We start from the raw sequence: 15,960 nt of genomic DNA, 5'->3' as shown, positions 1-15,960 counted from the left end.
AGGGCACGCATACTTCACCCGGCTGGGGTACGTCTTGACCGGTCATGCCCCCGCGAGGATGAGTTCGAGGCTGCGCGCGGCACCCGCTTCCACCCGGACGGGCACTCCCCAGTCCTGGCGGGTGACCCGGCACACCGGGTGCTCGGCGCCGTCATCGCAGCTGGCGGCCTGCGCGACGACCTGGAGCACGCCTTCGGAGACGCCCTCGGCGAGCCGGATCCGCCTGGTCAGCTCGGTGCCGGTCCCGGCACCGTCGACGAGCAGCTCCGGTGGGGAAGCGCTGATCTCCAACCTGGTCGACGGGCCGTAGCGGTCGTCGAGCTTTTCCCCTGGTGGCGGCGAGAAGACCACCGAGAATTCGAGGCCGCCGGGCGCGAGCACGGTCGGCGGCCGGCGCACCTCGTGGGCGTCGCCCGCCACGTGTTCGCCCGTCGTGGCGGGAATCCGGACGAGGCGGTGCGCGGCGGATTCGACGACGATCACCTCGTCGCCGTCCACCAGCAGGCCGGACGGCTCCGCGAGCCCGCTCGCGAGCGTCGAAACCGTTTTCGTCTCGGGGTCGTAGCGGCGGATCGCGCCGTTGTAGGTGTCCGCGATCGCGATCGACGCGTCCGGCAGCACGGCCACGCCGAGCGGGTGCTGCAGGAGCGCGTCACCGGCGTCGCCGTCGCGGTGGCCGAAGGAGAAGAGGTCGGTGCCGACCGCGGTGTGCACGGTCGCCTCGGCGTCGATCCAGCGCAGCGCGGAGGTCTCCGGATCGGCGAGCCACAGGCGGTCGCCGTCGACCGCGAACCCGGAGGTCTGCGCGAAGAACGCGTCCTGGGCGGGCCCGTCGCGCAGGCCCTCCACCGTGGTGCCCGCGAACCGCGACACCGTGCCCGCGACCGGATCGAACAGGCCGAGCGTGTGGTTGCCCGCCATCGCGATGACGACACCGCCCGCGGGCTCCCACCACGCCACGTCCCACGGGCTCGACAGCGCGATGCCGAGCGCTTTTCCGTCGGTTTCGCCGTTCAGCCACTGGCGGCCGGTCCCGGCGACCGTGGTGACTTCCCCGGTGTCGAGGTGCAGCCCGCGCAGGAGATGGCCGGCCGTGTCGGCGACGACGGCGTGGTACCCGGCCTTCGCGGCGATCTCGGACGGCAGGAGCGCGATGCCGGAAGGTTCGGTGAAACGCGGCTGCGTTCCGTCGGCGTGGCCGGGCTCGCCGGTGCCGAAGCGGCGCAGGACCGTTTTGCCGTCGGCCGCGAGTTCGGCGATCGAATGGTGCGCTGTGTCCGCGACGAGCAGGGTGCCGCGCTCCGTGCGGACGGCCTTGCTCGGGAACTTCAGGTCGCCGTCGCGCTCCTCGCCCGGCACGTAAGGGCTTCCGCCGCGCCGCAGCGTTCCCTTCGCCTCGTGCTCGGCGACGAGTTCGGTGATGACGCGGCGCAGGGCCTCCGCGTGCCCCTCGCCGGCGGCCGTGTGCACGACGTAGCCCTCGGGGTCGACGATGACCAGCGTCGGCCACGCCCGCACGGCGTACTGCGACCAAGTGGTCAGGTCCGGGTCGTTCAGCACCGGGTGGTGCACGCCGTAGCGGCTCACCGCCGCCTCGACCGCGGCCCGCTCGCCCTCGTGGAGGAACTTCGGGGAGTGCACCCCGATCGTCACGAGGACATCGGCGAACTCGACCTCCAGCGGCCGGAGTTCGCTGAGCACGTGGAGGCAGTTGATGCAGCCGGAGGTCCAGAAGTCGAGCAGGGTGATGCGGCCGCGCAGGTCGGCGAGCCGGATGCGCTCGCCACCGGTGTTGAACCAGTGGTCACCGGTGAGCTCGGGCGCGCGGACGCGGGCTTGCTGTCGTGGAGCAGTCACATCCCGAGTCAACTACACGGCGGGACCCGGTGTTCCTGCCTGCCGGAAGTCGTCGGCGTGATCCACCGCCCATCGCGCGTACGAGGTCGGCTCGCGGCCGGTGATCTCCTGGAAGTCGGGCGCGATCGACTGGGGGACGCCATCGGCGGCGCGGAGGTGGGTGAGCAGCGTGTCGACCATGCTGTCGTCGCCCCACTGGCTGAGCGTGCGGCGGTATTCCCCGGGCGTGATCTCCTCGAACTTCACGTCGGCGCCGGTGGCCTCGGCGATGGCGGCGACCTGCTGTTCCTGGGTCAGCGAGGCGGGGCCGGTGAGGTCGTAGGCCCTGCCGTCGTGCTCGCCGGTCGTCAGCGCCCGCACGGCGATCTCGGCGACGTCGGCTTCGTGGACGAGCGCGGCGTGCGAGTGGCGGAAGGGCGCGCGGACGACGCCCTCGGCGCGGATCGACGGCGCCCGCTGCAGGGTGTTGGTGGCCAAACCGCCCGCGCGGAGGAAGGTCCACGGCAGACCGCGTTCCTTCACCGCGGCCTCCGCGGCGAGGTGCGTCCGCGCGATCGGATCGGCCGCCTCGTCGATGCCGAGCGCGGACACCAGGGCTATCCTGCCGCGCGCACTGTCCAAAACGGACTCCATTCCAGCGGGATCGGCGTAGAGCAGCGCGGCTTCCACTCCGTCGAAAGCCTGTTGCCAACCGTCCGCTTTGGACAGATCGCCTTCGACGACCTCGACTCCTTCCAGGTCCACTTCGGACGGACGACGGCTGACCACGCGAACGCGGTGGCCCTCGGCGAGCAGGCGAGCCACGGCGGCGCGGGCGATCCGGCCGCGTCCCCCAGCGACAAGAAACATTGCGGGTATCCTCACGATTGATACGGACTGCCGGTCCGCTTCAACATACGGACCGCCAGTCCGTTTTGGCAAGGAGGTGTGCGATCAGGCAGGACGCGGCGCGGAACCGGACGGCCATCCTCGAAGCCGCCACCGCCCTCTTCGACCGCGAAGGCGTTGAAGGGGTTTCGATGGACGACATCGCCGAGGCTGCCGGGGTGGGCAAGGGCACGGTGTTCCGCCGGTTCGGCGATCGGACCGCGCTGATCGAAGCGGTGCTCGAGCCGAGGGTGCGCGAACTGCGCGAGGCGGTCGAAAGCGGGCCGCCGCCACTGGGTCCCGGCGGCACGGTGGCCGCGTACGTCGATGCGCTGTTCGACTTCGTGTGGCGGAACCGGCCGCTCATCCGCGCGCTCGAACACCGCGGGCCGGACGCGTACTACGCCAATGACGCCAGCCAGTTCTGGATCGCCGAACTGGCGAGGCGGCTCGAAGGGGTCGATGCGGACTACCTCGCGCACGCGGTGCTGACCGCGCTGCGCGCCGACGTGATCGACTACCTGATCAGCGCGCGCGGCATGACCCGCGAGCGGATCAGGGCGGGTGTCCAGCTGGTGGCGGCCGCGCGTTAGGCGCCTTCGGCGGTTTCCTTGATGCGGCGCAACGTGGTCTCGATGTTCGCGCGGTTGTAGGGGTCGCGCTGGTGCACGCCGGTGACGTACCCGGTGATCGTGCGCAGCCAGCCGGGGCGGCGGTCCCACGTGCTTTCGGTGAGCCGCACGCCGTCGCCCGCGGGCTCGATGTCGTACTGCCAGCGCGATATCGACAGCCCGATCGACGAAACGTCGAACGCGAACCGGCGGCCCTCGTCGGTGTCGGTGATCGTGGAAACCGTGCTCCACCGGCGAAATCCGCGGCGGTTACGGCCGCGGAACCTGGCCCCTTCGGCGGCCTTGGTCGCACCGCCGAGCCACTGGTGACCGATGTACTCCTCGGCGCAGCTCGCCAGCGCGGCCGGGTCGCTGACCAGCGCGTACACCCGCTGCGGCGGCGCGGCGACCTCGATGCTCGCGGACGCGTTCGGCTCAGTCATGCCCCGCACCATACCGTCGGTATGCCGACTTGTCGCCCCTGTTGTCCACAGGCGGCGGCGAATGTGGACAACTCTGTCCTCGGCGGCTCGTTCGGGCACCCTCGATTCCGGGAGCCGGTAAGCTGGGCTGGGGTCGCCCCCCGGGAACGGGTGGGGGATGAACCACGGTGTGTGCGCCGTGTTGGCGGGTGCTGGTCAGGTGTTTCGGCGCAGGGTGCGGGTCACGCCGGCGGCAACGGTGGTGGCGAGGACCCAGCCCATCGCGGTGAACCCGGCCGCGACCCACTTGTCCGCGTCGGCCATGTACCAGCGGGCCTTGTTCCCGAAGTCGACGATCGGCACGAGCAGGTCGGCGGTGTAGAGCACCGGGTTCCACTCCATACCCGAGTCGTCGCGGTTCACCACGCAGCGCGGGCCGCTGTGCTGCAGATCCGGGTTTCCGACGCACGGGTCGTCGCCGAAGCCGAACCACATGCTGCCCGCGACGAGCAGCGTCAGCAGCCAGCCCAGTGCGCGCACCGGCCGGTAGCCGTAGCCGAACATCCAGCGCTGCAGCCAGCTCCACACCTTCACGCCGGGGCCGAAGACGGTGAAACCGCGCGCCAGCGCGTCGTAGCGGAACTGCTGTTTGCGCAGCAGGACGGTGTCGGCGTGTTCTTCGTTCCCGCTCGCCCTCAGCATCGTGGCGAGCTGGTCGTACGGGCCCGGCCGGTACCGGCCCATCGCCTTGCGCAGCAGTTCTATGCGTTCGTCCACCGAGGCGTCGTCCTTGACGTCGATCGGCGTCTTCATCACGTCGTAGCGGAAGTCCTCCAGTTCGAGCCCGCCGGTGGCGGCCCACAGCTCGCGGTTGTCGCTCAACGTGCCGCAATGCGCGCGCCGCAACGAAACCCGGCCCCGCGGCGCCTCGGCGGGGGTCAGCTGGAACTCGTCGGCCGCGACGTCACCCGCGTCGAGCGCGATACCGTCGCGTTCGGACGATCCGAGCACCGCGCCCGCGAAGTCGATGCGCCGCCCCGCGACGGCGCCGTCCATGTTGACGCCGCCTTCGGCGCGGAACTCGCGTTCGGAGTTCGCGGTGAGCACGAAATCCCTGCCCACCTTCGCGGTCCGCAGGTCCAGCGAAAAGCTCGACCGCTCGGTGATCGCGGGCTTCGTCAGCCGCGTGCCGAACAGGTCGATGCTGCCGCCGACGTCCACGCCCTGCAGCCGCAGCGTGCCCTGCACGGTGGCGTCGGTGAGGTGCAGGTTGCCCGCGATCTTGGTGCGGCGCGCGGAAAACACGTCGCGTTCGGCGTGCAGGAAGGTCGAGTTCCAGGCCAGCAGGTTGCCGCCGACGGTCACATCGGCAAGCCGCACCTGCCCCGACGGCACGGTGAGACCGGTCGCCTCGATGTCACCGCTGATCTCACTGCCGTCGAGGTGCAACGCGCGGTCGTAGTACGGCTCCGCGTCGCGCCTGCGCACGGAAACGGTGGCGCCCGCGAGCCGCAGCGAACCGCCGATCCTGGTGTTCAGCATGCGCAGGGTGCCGATCGCCTCCAGCCCGTCGGACAGCTCGACGTCGCCGTCCACCCGCAACCGGTCCGCCACCAGCGCTGGGCGCGGATCGAGGTACGGATCCGCCGATCGCCACGACTCGACCACGATCCTGCCGTCGGGGCTCGTTTCGAGCTTCGCCCCGCGCAGCACGATGTCGCTGTCGACGCGGGCACTCGGCATGAAAACCACGCCGTTGGCCGAAAACTCCCTGCGCTCGCTTCGCGGGCCGTACGTGTCGACCTCGCACAACAGGCTGCCGCCGATGTGCAAACCGTTGCCGTTGAAGGCGAATCCGTCCGGATTGTGCAGCCTCGCGCCGGAAAAGTTGACGTTACCGCCGGTCCTCAGGCCGGGGAGGCGGACTTCGCCATCGGCCTCCAGCCGGTACGCCAGCAGCGCGCCGGTGATGTGGAGCCGGTCCGCCAGGATCGCCTTGCCCCTCGGATGCCGCACCTCCGTGCGCGTCAGCACCATCGACCCCTCGATGGTCGCGTCGGTGAGGTTGACCGCCGCGTCCGGCATGCCGCGGTCGCGGTCGTCCGCGCGCCGCACCGTGGTCTCGGCCTTTTCGCGGTTGCCGGTGTCGACCTCGACCACGCACCGGATCAGCCGGACATCGTTGCGGCTGCGGAAGTTCCGCGCCTTCAGTCCGGGCAGCCAGCACTTCCGGAACGCCAGGCCGAGCAGGTTCGCCTCGCGGACGTCCGGCGGGAACTCGAACCGGCACCGCTCGAACCGGAACAGGTACTCGAGCTCCGCCGCGCGCAGATCGAGCTGCCCGGTGATGTAGGCGTCCTCGACGTAGACGATCGGCGCGTTCGTCGCCGGTTTGCGCCAGCGCAGCAGCCCGCCGGTCCCCGGCTCGAGGAACGGCTTCAGCAGGTCCGAAGCCTTGATCTCGTACCGTTTGTCCGGCACGCCCGCCATTGGGTCGAGCGGTGGTTTTCCCTCGGGTGGAGTCGCCTGGCCCTCCTCGGGCTCGCTCCCGTCGCGTGGGGCACCGCGTCGGAAGTTGGGCATGCGCGATCTCCTTGACGAGGTTCGGGGTCACCGGCAGTACACCGGGTGAGTGATCATTCGCGCAACGGCAGAACTTCCCACGACAGCATCCTGTCACCGAAGAGTTGCTCCGAACCGGGAGGCGCTGCGCCAACTGGGCTAATCTAGGCAACCGGAATACTTCGTACGTTTACTGGGGAGCACGTGTTGAACCAGCAGTACCCGAACCAGCCCTACCCGAACCGGCCCTATCCCGGCGGGCCGCCGCCGGGCTACCAGGGGTTCCCTGGCGGACAACCAGGCGGGATCCCGCCGAAGAAGTCCAGGACGAAACTCGTCGTGGGAGCCGTCGGCGCGGCCGTGGTGCTGATCGCCGGAGCCATCGTCGTGGTCGCCGTGTCGAAATCGGGCGGGGCCGAGGACGCCAAAGCGGGGACACCCGGCGGCGGGGACGGGAAACCCGTGGCCAGGACCGAGCGGCCCGGCTACCAGTACCAAGCCGCCGTGGCGGACCCGTTCGCGATCGTCGAAGAGCCGAACCCCACCCCGTCGCACTACAACGGGAAGCCTGTGACGCAGGCGTGCAACCTCGTCTCCCTGAAGGAGCTGGCTGACCACGGCGTCCACCTCGCCTCTCGCGCGGAGCCCGGCTACGCGCTCAACCGGAACTACCTCGCCGACGAGGCGGTGCCCGACCAGGCGAACCCCCCGAAGCCGAGCGACCAGACCCTCAACGAGACCCCCGACCAGAACTTCTGCGAGTACAACGTGGAGTTCACCGCCGGTGGCGGGGCCTCGCCCGAGGTCTTCAAGATCGACGTCTACCAACCGCCCTACTACGACATCAGCAAGATCCGCGACCTCTACCTCTCCGGCGACTACGTCAAGTACGCCAAGCAGGAATCGATCGGGCAGGTCGAGCTGTACACCCCGATCAAGCATCCGGTGTCGTCGAGGCGCGAGGTGATCCTCCGCCTCGGCGACACCTACGTCTGGGTGACGGCGCTGGTCTCCGAGCAGGGCGGCGAACTGGCCACGCGGTTCGACCCGCTGGTCAAGACCGTCGCGGCGAACATCGCGAAGCAGGCCGCGAACCCGACCGGCCCGAGCCGGTACCGGTACGACAGCCCCACGTTCAAGACTCCGGCCGGCCTCGCGAGCGACATCCTGCTCCCGTCCGACGTGAAGACCCTCCTCGGCAAACCGGCGTCGCCGGTGACCAAGAACGACCTGGCGACGGCGATCGGCAAGATATCGGTGCCGGAGGACCACACCGAGGGCAACTTCCTGCACACCGCGTGCACCCGGCGGATCGGGGACGGCCTGCACGAAGACGGATTCGAACTCACCGTGGACACCTACGACGACGCCAAGCTCGCCGCCGGCGTGTTCCGGTTCCATCGCGGAGCGGCCAAGGGCCTCTCGATCCCGACGGCGGTCGGCGACGAGGCCTACGTCGACTCCGTCGGCGACGCGCTGACCCAGCCCGGCGCACTCGTGGTGCGCAAAGGGAACGCGGTACTGGCGCTCGCGACGTCGGTCAAGAACCTCGACCTGAACAAGATGGTGGAAACCGCGGACAAGTACCTCCGGCCGGTGGTCGAGCAGATGCTCACCAGGCTTCCGAAGTAGACAGTCCACAGTAGACGAAGGGCCCGGCGGAGTGCCGGGCCCTTCGTTCGTCAGCTCTGGTGGGGGTTGAGCACCCGCGCCAGGAACTCCTTGGTGCGCTCGTGCTTCGGGGAACCGATCACCTGGTCCGGCGGGCCCTGTTCGACCACGACGCCGTCGTCCATGAACAGCACCTTGTCCGCGACCTCGCGCGCGAACTGCATTTCGTGCGTCACCACGACCATCGTCATGCCGTCCTTGGCGAGCTGGCGCATCACCTCGAGCACGTCACCGACGAGCTCGGGGTCGAGCGCCGAGGTCGGCTCGTCGAACAGCATGAGCTTCGGCCGCATCGCGAGCGCGCGGGCGATCGCGACGCGCTGCTGCTGGCCGCCGGAGAGCTGCGCGGGGTAGTTGTCCGCCTTGTCCGCGAGCCCGACCCGGTCGAGCAGTTCGCGGCCGCGTTCGCGGGCCTTCGCCTTGTTCTCCCCGCGCACCTGCACCGGCGCCTCGGTGATGTTCTCCAGCGCGGTCATGTGCGGGAACAGGTTGAAGCGCTGGAACACCATGCCGATGTCCTTGCGCTGCGCGGCGACCTCGCGCTCCTTCAGCTCGTGCAGCACGTCGCCGCGCTGGCGGTAGCCCACCAGTTCTCCGTCGACGTAGAGGCGGCCGGCGTCGATCTTCTCCAGGTGGTTGATGCACCGGAGCAGCGTCGACTTGCCGGACCCGGACGGGCCGATCAGGCAGAGCACCTCGCGTTCGTGCACTTCGAGGTCGATGCCCTTGAGCACGTCGACCCTGCCGAAGCTCTTGAAGATCCGCTGCGCGGAAACGACCGCGGTCATCAGGCGCCACCTCCGACGGCACCGCCGCCACCGCCACCGCCGCGGCCGAACCGGAAGCCGAGCATGCGCGCGCCCCATTTCTGCTGCTGCACGACCTCGCGCGAGGTCCCCTTGGCGAACTTCTTCTCGATCCGCATCTGGATCAGCGTCAGGATCGACGTGAGGAACAGGTACCAGAGCGCCGCGGTGATCAGCAGCGGGATCACCTTGTAGTTCTGCGAATAAATGGTCTGCGCCGCGGTCATCAGCTCGAAGTAGCCGATCACCACGACCAGCGAAGTGGTCTTGAGCATGGCGATGGTTTCGTTGCCGGTCGGCGGGATGATCACCCGCATCGCCTGCGGCAGCACGATCCGGCGCAACGTCTTCGCCCGGCTCATGCCGAGTGCGCTCGCCGCTTCGAGCTGGCCTCCGTCGACCGACAGGATGCCGCCGCGCACGATTTCGGCCATGTAGGCGGCTTCGTTGAGCCCGAGCCCGAGCAGGGACGCGATCAGCGGGGTGATCAGCGTGTTGGTGTCCGCGCTGACGAACTCGGGGCCGAACGGGATGCCGAGGCCGAGCCGGGGGTAGGCGGCGGCGAGGAAGTTCCACGCCACGAGCTGGGTGATCAGCGGGGTGCCGCGGAAGAGCCAGATGTAGACCCCGGCGGCACCGGACATCAGCGGGTTCGGCGACAACCGCATCACCGCGAGCAGCACCCCGCCCACGACGCCGATGACCATCGAGATCGCGGTCAGCACCAACGTGTTCTGGAGGCCGTGCAGGATGCGGTCCTCGAACAGGTAGTCGCCTACCACGTCCCATTTCAGGTTGTCGTTCGTGATGATGCTGCGGATCACGATGAACGCGAGGAACAGGATGACGGCACCGGCGACCCAGCGCCCGTAGTGCCGCACGGGCACCGCCTTGATGGGCTCGTCGAGCGCCGGATCACCCGTCCCCGTCGTGTTCGACGGACTTGCCACGAGAGTGTTCTCCTGTATCAGAGCGGGGTCAGGGCTGCGGGTTGACTTCCGACTTGTCGATCACGCCGACCGGGTTGAGACCCCACTTCTCCAGGATCTTCTTGTAGGTGCCGTCGCCGATCAACGCCTGCAGCGCCTGCTGGACGGCCTGGCTGAACTGGCCTTCGCCCTTCGAGACCGCGATGCCGTACGGCGCGCTGTCGTAGGGCTGGCCGACCACCTCGAGCGCGCCGTTGGTCTGCTTGACCGCGTAGTCGACCACCGGGGAGTCCGCGAGCATGGCCTGCGCGCGCTTCGAGGTCAGCGCGAGGTTCACGTCGGTCTGCGCCTGGAACTGGGTCACGTTGATCGCGGGCTTGCCCGCCCCGGTGCACTGGGCGGTGCGCTTCTGCAGGTCCTCGACCTGGGTGGTGCCCTTCTGCACCGCGACGTTCTTCCCGCACAGGTCGTCGACGGAGATCTTGTCCGGGTTGCCCTTGAGCACGCCGAGCGAGGTGCCCGCCTTGTAGTAGGACACCATGTCGACGGTCTTCAGCCGGTCGGCGTTGATGGTGAACGACGACATCGCCAGCTCGTACTTGTGCGCGGCGAGCCCGGTGATGATCCCGTCGAAGCTCGCGTTCTGGAACTCCGGCTTGAGGCCGAGCTTCTGGGAAACCGCGGTACCGAGATCGACGTCGAAACCGACCACCGCACCCTTTTCGTCCACGAATTCGTTCGGCGCGTAACTCTGATCCTGGCCGAAAACGACCTTGCCGTCCGATTTCACCGCGTCCGGGACCATCGCGGCCAGCTTGTCGTCCTTGGCCGCGGCCGGGATCTGGACGGCGCTGGACTGCCCCGAACCCGCGGCGGGGGAGTCCTTCGCCCCGCCGGAACCGTCGCCGCCGACGCCGCACGCCAAGCTGATACCGCCGGTCAGGGCGAGCGCGGGCAGCAAGGCGAACGCTTTGAATCTGGTTCCACGGGCCACGGTGTCACTCCTAGTAGTTCTTACTCGGCGAGTTCCCGCATCCTGCCATTCGGACGGGGTTGTGCACAGCATCAATCCGTTACAGGCAGGTTGCGGCGGGACGGTCGTCGGTCGCATTCGGAGCAGGCAAGTACGCTGCGCGAATGCTCCAAGGGCGGCAACAGACCGAGGCGTACCTGAGCCGAGGGGCTCTGATCATCGCCCTCCTTCCGGCGGGTGCCGCACTGCTCCAGGCGGTGCGCGCGCCGAAGCTGAACGTGCTACTCGACTACTGGTACGTCCTGGCGAAGATCACCGACGACGCGGGCTCGCTGCTGCCCGGCATGCTGTTCAGCTACCACCTCGACCAGCCGTTCGTGGTGCCCGCGCTGCTGTTCTGGGCGGACGCGGGCCTGTTCGGCGGCGACAACCGCGTGCTGACGCTGCTGACGTTCCTGCTGATGGCGGCGTCGGTGGTGCTGCTCGCGCTGATGGTGCCGAAGTCGTACGAGGTGACCAGGCGCGCGGCGCTGCTCGCGGCGTTCGCGTTCCTGCTGCTCTCGCCGCACGGCACCGAGCTGTGGGTGCAGGGCACGAACGGGATCAGCTGGGTGCCCGCGCTGTTCTTCCTGGTGCTCGGCGTGTTCCTGGCGCACCGCGGCCGGTTCTGGCCCTCGCTCGCCGCGGCGGCGCTCGGCTGCTTCTGCTTCAGCGTGGCGTTCCCCGCGTGGTTCGCGATCGCGCTGGTCGGGCTCCTCCGCCGCGACCGTCCATTTCGGATCGTCCTGCCCTCGGCGCTCGGCGTGGCGACGCTGGTGTTCTGGTTCCTGACGAAACCGGGCGACGCGCACTCCTTGGCCAGCACCGATTTCGACCTCGGCCGCAGGCTGCTCGCGGTCACCGAGGCGCTCGGCTCGGTGTGGTCACCTGGCTCGCGGCCGGTCGCGGTGGTCGCCGGGGTGATCGTGCTCGCCGCGCTCGTCGTGCTGGGGGTGCGCACGCGCGACGCCGAGCGGGCGGGCTGGCTCGGCATCGGGCTGAGCGCGATCGCGCTGGCGCTGATGGTCGGGCTGGGCCGCACGAGCGCCGCGATCGACGTCGGCCTGATCAGCCGCTATTCGGTGATCTCCGCGCTCGCCACCTGCGCGGTGTTCGCGCTGGCCGCCCCGCTCGTCCGTGGCGGCGCCGTGCTCGCCGTCGCGCTCGTCACCGGGCTGGCCACCTACCTGACCGGGTCCGCGGTGAAGGACCAGGTCAACTCCGCCTACGGCCAGCTCGGCGTGGTCGCGCCCGCGCTCCGCGTCGAGGCTCCCGACGCGTTGCGCGCGCTGAACATCGAACCGGGCGTGGTGCCCGCGGCGAAAGCGCTCGGCACCTACCCGTTCACCGACGGCTTCACGCTCGGCTGCGGCGGCCACGAGCTGGGCAGCAGGATCGACCTCGCCGCGCTGCCGCCCGCGGCCGGGAAGATCGACGACCGCGCGCCGCTGCTGCGCGGCTGGACGTCACCGCATCCCGACTGCGTGCTGGTGACCGATCAAGGCGGCACCGTGGTCGGCGGCGGGATGGCCTCGATCGCCAGGACGGACAGCGAGGCCGCCGCGCACGACCCGAACGCGGGATGGCGCGCCGTCGCGCGGCCGGGTGTGACCGCCCCGGTGATCGTCGTGTCCTCCGCTGGACGGCTCTACCGGCTGGGAGGCCAATAGGATGTCGGCCATGAACAGCACCTCGTCTTCGCCCCGGCTGCCGCCGTCGGGACGCCGTGCGCGGGCGGCGCGGACGCGGCGCAACGGGAAACCGGGCGCGCAGTTCGACGGCTACCTCGCGCCGCAACGCCCGCACGCCGGTGCCTACGACGAGATGTTCGCCCCGGACGGCACCGTGCGCCCGCCCTACCGCGCGCTCTACGAATCGATCGCGGGACTCGACAACTCGGACCTGAACAACCGGTCCGCGGCGCTCGACCGCGCGATGGTCGACCAGGGCATCACGTTTTCGCTGTCGGGCCAGGAGCGGCCGTTCCCGCTCGACCTGGTGCCGAGGGTGGTCGCCGCCGCCGAATGGACGAAGCTCGAACGCGGTGTGGCGCAACGGGTTCGCGCGCTGGAGGCGTTCCTCGCCGACGTGTACGGTGACGCGCAGATCCTGCAGGACGGGATCGTGCCGCGCCGCCTGATCACCTCGTGCGCGCACTTCCAGCGCGAGGCGGTCGGCGTCAACCCGCCGAACGGGGTGCGCATCCACGTCTCCGGCGTCGACCTCGTGCGCGACGAGGAGGGCACGTTCCGCGTGCTGGAGGACAACCTCCGCAACCCGTCCGGGGTCTCGTACGTGATGGAGAACCGGCGCACGATGGCGCGCGTGTTCCCCGATTTGTTCGTGCAGCACCGGGTTCGGCCCGTCGGCGACTACGCGGCGCACCTGCTGCGGGCGCTGCGCGCGGCGGCGGCGCCGAACGTCGCCGACCCGACCGTGGTGGTGCTGACGCCCGGCGTGCACAACTCGGCGTACTTCGAGCATTCGCTGCTGGCGCGGCTGATGGGCGTGGAGCTGGTCGAAGGCCGCGACATGTTCTGCCGAGACAACGTGGTCTACCTGCGCACCACCGAGGGCGAGCGCCCGGTCGACGTGGTGTACCGGCGCATCGACGACGAGTTCCTCGATCCGGTGCACTACCGGCCGGACTCGGTGCTCGGCGTCGCGGGCATCCTCAACGCGGCGCGCGCGGGCAACGTGGTGATCGCGAACGCGGTCGGCAACGGCGTCGGTGACGACAAGCTGGTCTACACCTACGTGCCGGACTTCGTGAAGTACTACCTGAACGAAAAGCCGCTGCTGCCCAATGTGGACACCTACCGGTGCTGGCTGCCGGACGAGCTGGACCACGTCCTGTCCCATTTGGACGAGCTGGTGGTCAAGCCGGTGGAGGGCTCCGGCGGCTACGGCATCGTGTTCGGCCCGGAAGCCTCGCCAGCCGAGCTGGCCGCGTTGCGCCGCAAGGTGAAGGCGAACCGGCGCGGGTGGATCGCGCAGCCCGTGGTGCAGCTATCCACCGTCCCGTCCAAAGTGGACGACTGGCTGGCGCCGAGGCACGTCGACCTCCGCCCGTTCGCGGTCAACGACGGCAAGGAGATCTTCGTGCTGCCCGGCGGGCTCACCAGGGTCGCGCTGCCGGAGGGCAGCCTCGTGGTGAACTCCTCGCAGGGCGGCGGTTCCAAGGACACCTGGGTGCTCGCCGCGCGCTCGTCGAGCGCGGAACGCGAACTGGAGCAGCCGGCGCTCGCTCCGTCCAGTGTGGACGGACGGGCGGCCGAGCAGGGGCCCGAGCTGACCACCGACCAGCAACAACAACAGCAGCAATAGGGAGGGCCGGTGCTCGCACGCAACGCCGAATCGCTGTACTGGATCGGCCGCTACGTGGAACGCGCGGACGACACCGCGCGGATCCTCAACGTCTCCGTGCACCAGCTGCTGGAGGACGCGACCGTCGACCCGGACCACGCCAGCCGCCAGCTCCTCGCGGTGCTCGGCATCCAGCCGGGCGGCATCGGGGAGGACCAGCTCGACCTGTGGAAGCTGACCGAGCTGGTGGCGTACTCGAAGGAGAACGCCAGCTCGATCGTCGGCTCGATCAACTCCGCGCGCGAGAACACGCGCGGCGCCCGCGAGGTCGTCTCGACGGAGCTGTGGGAGTGCCTGAACGCGACCTGGAACGCGGTGCCGGACCGCCAGCGCTACGCGCGCAGGGCGGGCCCGCACGCGTTCCTGTCCTTTGTGGAGGAACGGGCGGCGATGTTCGCCGGGCTCGCGGACTCGACCATGAGCCGCGACGACGGCTGGCTGTTCATGGTGCTCGGGCGTTCGGTGGAGCGGGCGGACATGGTGATCCGGCTGCTGCTCTCGCGGGTCCAGGACCGCGCGTCTTCGCCGGGGTGGATGACCGTGCTGCGCTCGGCGGGCGCGCAGGACACCTACCTGCGCACCTATCGCGGCGCGCTCGACGCGGGCCGGGTCGTGCAGTTCATGTTGCGCGACACGCTGTTCCCGCGCTCGGTGTTCCACGCGCTGCGGCAGGCCGAGGACTGCCTGAACCAGCTCGACCCGGCGCTCAACAGCCGCGGCAACGAAAAGGCGGAAGCGCTGCGCCTGCTCGGCCGCGCGCGCAGCGAGCTGGAGTTCCTGCGGCCGTCGGATCTCCTGGAGGATCTGCCGCGGCGGCTCGGTGAGCTGCAGCAGGCGATCAGTGAGATCGGCGAGGCCGTTTCGGTGCAGTACTTCAACACCTCGCCCTGGGTGGCGTGGCGAGGCGCGGAGGTGTCGATGTGACCGCCGTCAGCGAACCGTCTTCGAACGAAGCCGCCCGGAGCTGGCAGGTGCGCGTGGTGCACAGCACCGGCTACCACTACGCGCGCCCCGCGACCCAGTCGTACAACGAGGCGAGGCTGACCCCGCGCTCGGACCGGCGCCAGAACGTGCTCGCGACGCGCGTCGAAACGACACCCGCGACCAGGGCCTACCGGTACACGGATTATTGGGGCGCCGTGGTCACCTCCTTCGACCTGCACGCGCCGCACACCGCGTTCACCGTGCTGGCGACCTCGGTGGTGGAAACCTCCGACGCCGCCGAGCCGATCCGGGACGTCACCTGGACCGACCTGCGCGGCGACGCCGTGATCGACGAGCACACCGAGTTTTTGACCCCCACGAAGTACACGCCGCGCGACCGCGAACTCGCCACCGTCGCGCGAGAACTGCGCAAGGGCAAGGAACCGGCGGACGCGGTGCTCGCGATCTCGGACTGGGTGCACGACCAGCTGACCTACCGCCCCGGCAGCACCGGCGTGCACAGCACCGCGACCGACGCCTGGAAGGCCCGCGAAGGCGTCTGCCAGGACTACGCGCACGTGACACTGGTGATGCTGCGCTCGGTCGGCATCCCGGCGCGCTACGTCTCCGGCTACCTGCACACCCGCCCCGAAGCGAAGCTCGGCGAAACCGTCGAAGGCGAAAGCCACGCCTGGGTCGACGCGTGGACCGGCGGCTGGTGGGCGCACGACCCGACGAACGCGATCCCGGTCGGCCCGCGGCACGTGTGGGTCGCGACCGGGCGGGACTACGCGGACGTGGCCCCGCTGAAGGGGATCTTCACCGGCGGGGGAAAGTCCACTTTGGACGTGAAGGTCCAACTGACCCGGCTCGCGTGAGTCACGGGCCCGTTCGTCGGCGTAAACCTCTTACCCCGGTGTGGCGACGGGCGCT

At 69.7% G+C, this 15,960-nt stretch carries 13 protein-coding genes; 6 read left to right on the top strand and 7 right to left on the bottom strand.

The window, feature by feature from the left end; all coding sequences use genetic code 11:
- Nucleotides 1–42: 42 nt before the first annotated feature.
- Together HUW46_RS20525 and HUW46_RS20520 are read right to left on the bottom strand one after the other, a co-directional pair.
- Nucleotides 43–1,857, bottom strand: a complete 1,815-nt coding sequence (locus tag HUW46_RS20525) for an NHL domain-containing thioredoxin family protein (RefSeq protein ID WP_215548806.1) — start codon at nucleotides 1,855–1,857, stop codon at nucleotides 43–45.
- 12 nt (nucleotides 1,858–1,869) lie between these two features.
- Nucleotides 1,870–2,706 (bottom strand): SDR family oxidoreductase, encoded by an 837-nt coding sequence (locus tag HUW46_RS20520; protein WP_215548805.1) that lies wholly within the window; start codon nucleotides 2,704–2,706, stop codon nucleotides 1,870–1,872.
- Nucleotides 2,707–2,723: 17 nt separating this feature from the next.
- Here HUW46_RS20520 and HUW46_RS20515 point away from each other — a divergent pair, with 17 nt between their 5' ends.
- The gene (locus HUW46_RS20515; protein WP_442860948.1) at nucleotides 2,724–3,317 is read left to right on the top strand and encodes a TetR/AcrR family transcriptional regulator; all 594 of its coding nucleotides are present in this window, start codon (nucleotides 2,724–2,726) and stop codon (nucleotides 3,315–3,317) included.
- Here HUW46_RS20515 and HUW46_RS20510 read toward each other — a convergent pair.
- Complete coding sequence (locus HUW46_RS20510) at nucleotides 3,314–3,778, bottom strand: SRPBCC family protein (RefSeq protein WP_215548803.1); 465 nt, start codon at nucleotides 3,776–3,778, stop codon at nucleotides 3,314–3,316. The genes HUW46_RS20515 and HUW46_RS20510 overlap by 4 nt on opposite strands.
- Before the next feature lie 195 nt (nucleotides 3,779–3,973).
- A complete protein-coding gene (locus tag HUW46_RS20505) occupies nucleotides 3,974–6,340 on the bottom strand; it encodes an oxidoreductase (RefSeq protein WP_215548802.1) in 2,367 nt (788 codons plus the stop codon).
- A 186-nt stretch (nucleotides 6,341–6,526) separates the two neighbouring features.
- Here HUW46_RS20505 and HUW46_RS20500 point away from each other — a divergent pair, with 186 nt between their 5' ends.
- Nucleotides 6,527–7,951, top strand: coding sequence for a hypothetical protein (locus HUW46_RS20500; RefSeq protein ID WP_215548801.1), 1,425 nt, complete (start codon nucleotides 6,527–6,529; stop codon nucleotides 7,949–7,951).
- A gap of 50 nt (nucleotides 7,952–8,001) precedes the next feature.
- Here HUW46_RS20500 and HUW46_RS20495 read toward each other — a convergent pair whose 3' ends face one another.
- From HUW46_RS20495 to HUW46_RS20485, 3 genes are read right to left on the bottom strand one after another with little or no spacing between them, the layout of a single operon-like run.
- Nucleotides 8,002–8,778: an amino acid ABC transporter ATP-binding protein gene (locus tag HUW46_RS20495; protein ID WP_215548800.1), complete on the bottom strand. Its 777-nt coding sequence runs from the start codon at nucleotides 8,776–8,778 to the stop codon at nucleotides 8,002–8,004.
- On the bottom strand, nucleotides 8,778–9,746 hold the full coding sequence (locus HUW46_RS20490) for an amino acid ABC transporter permease (protein ID WP_215548799.1): 969 nt from the start codon (nucleotides 9,744–9,746) through the stop codon (nucleotides 8,778–8,780). The genes HUW46_RS20495 and HUW46_RS20490 overlap by 1 nt, the downstream gene beginning before the upstream one ends.
- A gap of 28 nt (nucleotides 9,747–9,774) precedes the next feature.
- Nucleotides 9,775–10,719: an ABC transporter substrate-binding protein gene (locus HUW46_RS20485; RefSeq protein WP_254126369.1), complete on the bottom strand. Its 945-nt coding sequence runs from the start codon at nucleotides 10,717–10,719 to the stop codon at nucleotides 9,775–9,777.
- A 143-nt stretch (nucleotides 10,720–10,862) separates the two neighbouring features.
- Between HUW46_RS20485 and HUW46_RS20480 the strand changes: the two genes are divergently transcribed.
- The 4 genes from HUW46_RS20480 to HUW46_RS20465 are packed head-to-tail and all read left to right on the top strand — an operon-like array spanning nucleotide 10,863 to nucleotide 15,905.
- Nucleotides 10,863–12,407, top strand: coding sequence for a DUF2079 domain-containing protein (locus HUW46_RS20480; RefSeq protein WP_215548798.1), 1,545 nt, complete (start codon nucleotides 10,863–10,865; stop codon nucleotides 12,405–12,407).
- 1 nt (nucleotide 12,408) lies between these two features.
- Nucleotides 12,409–14,064 (top strand): circularly permuted type 2 ATP-grasp protein, encoded by a 1,656-nt coding sequence (locus HUW46_RS20475; protein WP_215548797.1) that lies wholly within the window; start codon nucleotides 12,409–12,411, stop codon nucleotides 14,062–14,064.
- Nucleotides 14,065–14,073: 9 nt separating this feature from the next.
- Nucleotides 14,074–15,027: an alpha-E domain-containing protein gene (locus tag HUW46_RS20470; protein WP_215548796.1), complete on the top strand. Its 954-nt coding sequence runs from the start codon at nucleotides 14,074–14,076 to the stop codon at nucleotides 15,025–15,027.
- A complete protein-coding gene (locus HUW46_RS20465; protein WP_215548795.1) occupies nucleotides 15,024–15,905 on the top strand; it encodes a transglutaminase family protein in 882 nt (293 codons plus the stop codon). Before HUW46_RS20470 ends, HUW46_RS20465 begins: the two co-directional genes overlap by 4 nt.
- Nucleotides 15,906–15,960 lie beyond the last annotated feature (55 nt).

The sequence above is a fragment of the Amycolatopsis sp. CA-230715 genome (assembly GCF_018736145.1).
Taxonomy (GTDB): domain Bacteria; phylum Actinomycetota; class Actinomycetes; order Mycobacteriales; family Pseudonocardiaceae; genus Amycolatopsis.
Note: the sequence above shows the minus strand (reverse complement) of the source record. Positions and strands in the feature narration are given on the sequence as shown.